This window comes from Delftia sp. S65 (assembly GCF_016516495.1).
Classification (GTDB): Bacteria; Pseudomonadota; Gammaproteobacteria; order Burkholderiales; family Burkholderiaceae_C; genus Comamonas; species Comamonas acidovorans.
On the sequence record NZ_JACVUR010000046.1, the window covers coordinates 41,979 to 48,309 of the forward strand.

The 6,331-nt window shown below is 51.5% G+C and carries 7 protein-coding genes and 2 pseudogenes; all 9 read left to right on the top strand.

Annotated features, from left to right (window positions below):
- Positions 1–223: 223 nt before the first annotated feature.
- Positions 224–388, top strand: coding sequence for an RHS domain-containing protein (locus IAE24_RS30745; RefSeq protein ID WP_442778736.1), 165 nt, complete (start codon positions 224–226; stop codon positions 386–388).
- The gene (locus IAE24_RS25595; RefSeq protein WP_325100567.1) at positions 385–1,734 is read left to right on the top strand and encodes an RHS repeat-associated core domain-containing protein; all 1,350 of its coding nucleotides are present in this window, start codon (positions 385–387) and stop codon (positions 1,732–1,734) included. Before IAE24_RS30745 ends, IAE24_RS25595 begins: the two co-directional genes overlap by 4 nt.
- A gap of 257 nt (positions 1,735–1,991) precedes the next feature.
- Positions 1,992–2,189 carry a hypothetical protein gene (locus IAE24_RS25600; protein WP_199960680.1) on the top strand — a complete coding sequence of 66 codons (198 nt, stop codon included), beginning with the start codon at positions 1,992–1,994 and terminating at the stop codon, positions 2,187–2,189.
- A 362-nt stretch (positions 2,190–2,551) separates the two neighbouring features.
- Positions 2,552–2,797 carry a hypothetical protein gene (locus tag IAE24_RS30390; RefSeq protein WP_233626202.1) on the top strand — a complete coding sequence of 82 codons (246 nt, stop codon included), beginning with the start codon at positions 2,552–2,554 and terminating at the stop codon, positions 2,795–2,797.
- Entirely contained in the window at positions 2,778–3,200 is a 423-nt protein-coding gene (locus IAE24_RS30750) for a DUF4259 domain-containing protein (RefSeq protein ID WP_199960681.1), read from the top strand. The genes IAE24_RS30390 and IAE24_RS30750 overlap by 20 nt, the downstream gene beginning before the upstream one ends.
- 215 nt (positions 3,201–3,415) lie before the next feature.
- Positions 3,416–3,683: pseudogene (locus IAE24_RS30755) on the top strand (RHS domain-containing protein); the annotation flags it as partial.
- 50 nt (positions 3,684–3,733) lie between these two features.
- Positions 3,734–4,132, top strand: coding sequence for a hypothetical protein (locus IAE24_RS25615; protein WP_199960682.1), 399 nt, complete (start codon positions 3,734–3,736; stop codon positions 4,130–4,132).
- Between the two features lie 53 nt (positions 4,133–4,185).
- Positions 4,186–5,107 (top strand): annotated as a pseudogene (locus IAE24_RS30400) (RHS repeat-associated core domain-containing protein); the annotation flags it as partial.
- A gap of 412 nt (positions 5,108–5,519) precedes the next feature.
- Positions 5,520–6,047 carry a hypothetical protein gene (locus IAE24_RS25625; RefSeq protein ID WP_199960683.1) on the top strand — a complete coding sequence of 176 codons (528 nt, stop codon included), beginning with the start codon at positions 5,520–5,522 and terminating at the stop codon, positions 6,045–6,047.
- Positions 6,048–6,331 lie beyond the last annotated feature (284 nt).

The following is a 6,331-nucleotide window of genomic DNA, read 5'->3' on the forward strand; positions in this document are numbered from 1 at the left end:
CCACGCAGATGGACATGTACTCAGTGACAATGAAAACACCTCTACCAAGAGGTCGAACACACCCAGGATGCTCTGACCAGTTACTATGGCTGGGGCAGCTTGGGCTCTATTCCGCCTCCTGTAGCGTCAACCAGTAAGGCGCCACGACAAGCCCTCCGGGGACAGGGACAACTCCCCCCGGCCATCTGGCCAACGCATCGCCCGCCTGTGCCGATACGACCAAATCGGCGCCCCCCAGGAGCTCACCGACGAAGCCGGCCGCATCGTCTGGGCCGCCAGCTACAAGGTCTGGGGCCAGACCCAGCAGTTGCAGTACCTGCGCACCGGCACGGACTGCAGCGGTGTTCACCCACGACCAGCGCCCGCTGGCCCTGGCCGCGCAGGGTGAGGTACAAAGCCTTGCGCTGGTGGACTTTGGGCAATGCCACAGGCCCGGCCCGCCTCAAGCTGCAACGCAGCCTCTCGCACGGCTACGACGAACTTGGCAACCGCACCCACACCCGCATGCCTGATGGCCGCACCCTGCACTGGTTGTTCTATGGCTCGGGCCACCTGCACCAGATCAACATCGAACCCGTCAAGGTGCCGGGCCAGCTCCCGGCCGCGCACCAGGTCATCGCCGACATCGAACGCGACGCCCTGCACCGCGAAGTGCGCCGCAGCCAGGGCGCCCTGTCCAGCCGCTACGACTGGGACCCTGCCGGGCGCCTGCTGCGCCACCGCGCCGCGCTGCAAGGCAGCGGCCACGTGGCCAGGCCCGGCAGCTCCAACGCCACCGCAATCCCTGCGCTTGAACGCGGCTACGCCTACGACGCCGCAGGCCAGCTCATCGCCCGTGCCGACTCCCTGCGCGGCCGCCAGGACTTCCGCTACGACCCCACAGGCCGCATCCTCGCCAGCCTGCCTGCACAAGGCAGCCCGCTGGCCCGCGAACTGTTTGCCTTCGACCCCGCCGGCAACCTGCTGGACTCCATGCCAGGCAAAGAAGGCCAACCCGTGGACACCACTCTTGGCGTGGTGGGCGACAACCGCCTGCGCTTCTACCAGGACCTGCACTTTGAATACGACGTGCACGGCAACGTCACAAAGCGCACCCGGGGCAACCAGAAGGCCGGCACCCAGGAAGTGCTGGACCTGACCTGGAACGCAGACCACCAGCTCATCGAATCGAACACCACACGCCACGGAGTCACTCAGGCCACGCGCTACGCCTACGACCCGCTGGGCCGGCGTGTCGCCAAAAGCGATGCCTTCGGCAGCACCCACTACCTGTGGGATGGCGACCTCATGGTGCACAGCCAACGCGGTGCAAGGCAGGCGCTCTATATCTACGAGCCAGGCAGCTTTGTACCGCTGGCCACCATCCAGGGAGCGGGCGAGGAACACAGCACCTACTGGTACCAATGCGACCAGATTGGCGCGCCGCTGGAGCTGACCGACGAACAAGGCCAGGTGGCCTGGGCGGCGGACTACAAGGTCTGGGGTGAGGCGGTCATGCGCACCGTGTTGCGGACCGGGACCGATGATCGGCCGATCAGCACGCGTGCGTGGGGTTCAAAGCCTGTTGCCCCACCTCCACCGCCGCCCATTGAGCAACCCTTCCGGTTCCAGGGGCAGCAGTTTGATGAGGAGACGGGGCTGCACTACAACCTGTTCAGATACTACGATCCGCAAATTGGAAGATTTATATCGCAGGATCCCATTGGTGTTTTAGGAGGCAGCAATTTATTCTAATTCGCCACAAATCCACTAACATTAAAAGATCCATGGGGACTAAAATCTATCCCCCATACTGACACAAATGGAGGAAAAGGATATGATATTTATGCCATATGCAAAGATGGCGGAGTAGTCGGTTACGTCGGGCAAACAGGTGATTTATCTACTAGGCAGGGTCAACATCAAGAATCTGGGCGATTGCCAAAAAACGATACTCTAAAACCAATTACAAATGTTCCTTCATACGGTGATGCCAGAGGATTTGAACAAAAATGATTGAACACCACGATACTTTAAATGGAAAATGGGGATGCCCTTGTGGCAAAGGAAATATAGGAAACAAAAAATTTGGATACAACGGAGATAGCACCACAAGGCCAGCTGATCGGCATGAGTCTTTTGAAAAAGGTTATCAAAAAGCTGAAGAATGGCTAAAAAATGCCCCGTCATCTCAAATCAATCCTTGCTAATCAATGAAAATACGCTTCACTCAAGTAAAACCAGGTGACATATTGGGAATATACATAGGGAATGATTGCCATGCATTCATGCGCTTGCTTTATCTAATCCCTGGAAACACCTACTTATGCGAGATATTTTCGCAGAATAACAACAGTTTGGAGTTTAGCAACGAGATAATTAAATCACCAAGATTGATGCCGCTCGTTAGTGCAAACTGGCGTTCATACTTGAACTCCAAGCTTTGGCGTGCAGAAGTAGTCCAAAGGGACGAATCTTTTGTAATACCTTCTGAGGAAATTAGAAGCACCAGATTAATGAACGCCTCTCAAGCCATAAGATTAATCTTGATTGGATTCCAGAAAGCGATGAGATGTTGATACAAACAGAGGATGTTTGGGATGAGAAAAGGCATCAAGAATTAAGTAAAATTCATGCAAGCCTGGATCTTTTGGCGAATCCAGAAAATTTGATCGTAGAAATAAGAAACAGAATGGGATTTAAGCCAAAATTCGACTATAACAACAGTGCTAACAGAGTTGAGATGTGGAAGTGGCTTGAGGACAACAGGGTATATATAAAAAACAGGATTAAATCATATGGGAACCTGGAGCACTGAGATATTTGGAAATAATGAATCATTTAATTGGCTAAGCCAGCTAGAGAAAACTGATAATTACTCTCTAGCCCGAGAGTCTCTTGAGGAACTTATAGCAGCCCAAGACAACTACGTTGAGATTGACCTAGCCTCTGGGGCGTTAGCCGCAGCGGAGGTTATTGCCCAATCTTATGGGTACCCTGGACCATCAAAAGCTATAGCGGAGCGAATTGCGGAATGGCTGGAATTCGATTGCAGCGAGCCAACGCCACCTGATCTACTGCTTAAGGCGCGCCTTGCTGTAGAGCGCGTATTGCGACCACCATGCGAAGCCTTGGAGGGATGGCAGTCAGCGGAGGATTTGGAAGAGTGGTGTCAGCATGTAAGAGCGCTACAAGCACGACTGAATATGGTTAGCGGATAAAACAATTCATTCACACAACTCGCTACGCCTACGACCCCCTGGGCCGACGTGTCGCCAAAAGCGATGCCTTCGGCAGCACCCACTACCTGTGGGATGGCGACCTCATGGTGCACAGCCAGCGTGGAGGAAGACAGGCGCTCTATATCTACGAGCCAGGCAGCTTTGTACCGCTGGCCACCATCCAGGGAGCGGACGAGGAATACAGCACCTACTGGTACCAGTGCGACCAGACCGGCGCCCCGCTGGAGCTGACCGACGAGCAAGGCCAGGTAGCCTGGGCTGCGGACTACAAGGTCTGGGGTGAGGCTGTCTGCGCAGCGTGTTGCGAAACGGCACCGATGATCGGCCGGTCAGCGCGCGGGCGTGGGGTTCAAAGCGCGCAGCATCACCTCCGCCACCCCCATCGAACAGCCCTTCCGGTTTCAGGGGCAGCAGTTTGATGAGGAGACGGGGCTGAATTACAACCGGTTTAGGTACTACGATCTAGGATTTAATAGTTCCACTATCACACCCACACCAGGAAACAGGTAATTATGAAAATTAACACGCAAAAAGCAAAAAACTCTATTTTATCTTTAGGAGAAGCTTTTTTTCAAGATGACAAAATCTCATTGGCACAAAAATTTCAATTAAGTGCAGATCAAATAGATGAAGGTTTTGATTCACTGAAAAGATACACAAAAAATGGCAATATTAATGATCTTTCATCCCCTTCCGTAGACTGCGAGATCTCAATTAAAGAAGATGATGAAGATGAAGAAAATGAAGAGGCTCCATTGAGAATTTACTCATTAAATAGTGGGGGATGGGGATACGAAATGGATGTTCTTTTGAAAAATCAACCATCGGATATAACAATGCGAGGAGAACTATCAGCAGACTTCAATACAAGTGATTTTGGAATAAAATTCCATTTATTCGAAGTTATGTAGTTAAAGCCGGGCAGGGTTGCAACTATATACAGCCACGCTTAGAAATTTGGCCGCAGGACTTCCGCTACGACCCCACCGGCCGCATCCTCGCCAGCCTCCCGGCACAAGACAGCCCGCTGGCCCGCGAACTGTTTGCCTTCGACCCCGCCGGCAACCTGCTGGACTCCCTACCCGGCAAAGACGGCCAGCCCGTGGACACCACTATTGGCGAGGTGGACGACAACCGCCTGCGCTTCTGCCAGGACCTGCACTTTGAATACGACGTCCACGGCAACGTCACCCGCCGCACCAGGGGCAACCAGAAAGCCGGCACCCAGGAAGTGCTGGACCTGACCTGGAACGCAGACCACCCGCTCATCGAATCGAACACCACGCGCCATGGCGTCACCCAGGCCACGCGCTATGCCTACGATCCCCTGGGCCGGCGTGTCGCCAAAAGCGATGCCTTCGGCAGCACCCACTACCTATGGGATGGCGACCTCATGGTGCACAGCCAACGCGGTGCAAGGCAGGCGCTGTACATCTACGAGCCGGGAAGCTTTGTGCCACTGGCCACCGTGCAGGGCGCAGGCGAGGAACACAGCACCTATTGGTACCAGTGCGACCAGATTGGCGCCCCGCTGGAGCTGACCGACGAACAAGGCCAGGTGGCCTGGGCTGCGGACTACAAGGTCTGGGGCGAGGCGGTCATGCGCAGCGTGTTGCGGACCGGCACCGATGATCAGCCCGTCAGCGCACGGGCTTGGGGCTCCAAGCCTGTTGCACCACCGCCACCGCCGCCCATTGAGCAGCCCTTCCGGTTACAGGGGCAGCAGTTTGATGAGGAGACAGGGGCTGCATTACAACCGGTTTCGGTACTACGATCCGGTGGTTGGGCGGTTTGTTAGTCAGGATCCGATTGGGTTGTTTGGTGTTGAAAATTTCTATTTATATGGGGTCAATCCAATTGAATGGATTGATACTGCTGGTCTATCAACCCATCGAAATAGAATGGATCGGGTAGCAGGTAAATCTCCAGATCATCAAACACATCACAAAGTACCACAAGATATTTTTAACAAAAGACCTATTCTCAACTGCATAGACAGACACGCTTTAGAGAATCTTATTAATTTACCCAAGAAAAAGGGCAATTTGCAGGAAAGAAGGGAAAATGGTTTGGAAAATCCACCCACAATACTAATCACAATGACTATTCCGACGCCATACTGTCTGCAATAGATAGAGAAATAGCATCATCGGGCGGATGTCCCAAGCAACTCTCAAAAAGAGTAAATGAAATGCAGGATTTCTTACACAAAGAGTTAAAAAAAGGAACGCCAATAATGAAAAGTGAAGGATCTACATTCAAACTTTGGGACGATCTCTTGAAAAAAGGAGGATTCTAATGACGACCGTAACTGACTTTCCGGCAGATGTGCAGGAGATTTTAATTTTCATGAGGGATAATACATTTCTCAGCACTATATATAAAGGCAGTGATAAAAATACAGAGATTGTCACAAATATACATAGAGCCTTAGAAATATATACAGATCAGGATATCAAAAAACCCTATTATTTTTTACAAGATATATTTTCCTCCGCACAAAAGAAAATTGAAATCCCGCCTCCACCCAATTATTTGGGAAAATTTGCAATACATCGAGACTCGGAAAATTATTACGAAAAAATGATAAATAACAACAAACATCTTATTATGGAATTAGGTATAGATGACGATGACTATGAATTTCTAATGAATATATTTTATGAAGATTTAGTGTTTTGCGCAAAATCCAGATTATTCTCCGAGGAAAAAATAGATTTCTTTGAAAGAGTATTTAAAATATATAAGTCATCGGGATTTCCTTGTGGTTGGAAGGGCAGTAGCAATCCGAACAAAGGTAGTTTTGTGGTTTATTCCAAGAATTAGACTCTTGGCCAATTGAAAATTGATTCGCAAAAAAAATGTTTCCAGACGATCATCACCCATGAAATTTAATTTCATTGAGTTGAAATAGCGGAAAACTAGATTTTGCAAAACTCCTCTCAAGAAGCCTGTGCGTACATAGGCTACCGACAGCCACGACGCACTGGGCCTGCAAATCGACAAGCACGATGCCTTCGGGCGCACCACCTTCCTCTACGACGGCGACCTGCTCGCCGGGGAAATCCGTGGCTCACGCCTGAGCGAATACCTCTACGAGCCCGACAGCT

Excerpts from the sequence above, each read along its gene's own strand:
- IAE24_RS30390 (WP_233626202.1), top strand. The coding sequence starts at position 2,552 with ATGTTGATACAAACAGAGGATGTTTGGGATGAGAAAAGGCATCAAGAA.
- IAE24_RS25615 (WP_199960682.1), top strand. The coding sequence starts at position 3,734 with ATGAAAATTAACACGCAAAAAGCAAAAAACTCTATTTTATCTTTAGGA.
- IAE24_RS25600 (WP_199960680.1), top strand. The coding sequence starts at position 1,992 with ATGATTGAACACCACGATACTTTAAATGGAAAATGGGGATGCCCTTGT.
- IAE24_RS30750 (WP_199960681.1), top strand. The coding sequence starts at position 2,778 with ATGGGAACCTGGAGCACTGAGATATTTGGAAATAATGAATCATTTAAT.
- IAE24_RS25625 (WP_199960683.1), top strand. The coding sequence starts at position 5,520 with ATGACGACCGTAACTGACTTTCCGGCAGATGTGCAGGAGATTTTAATT.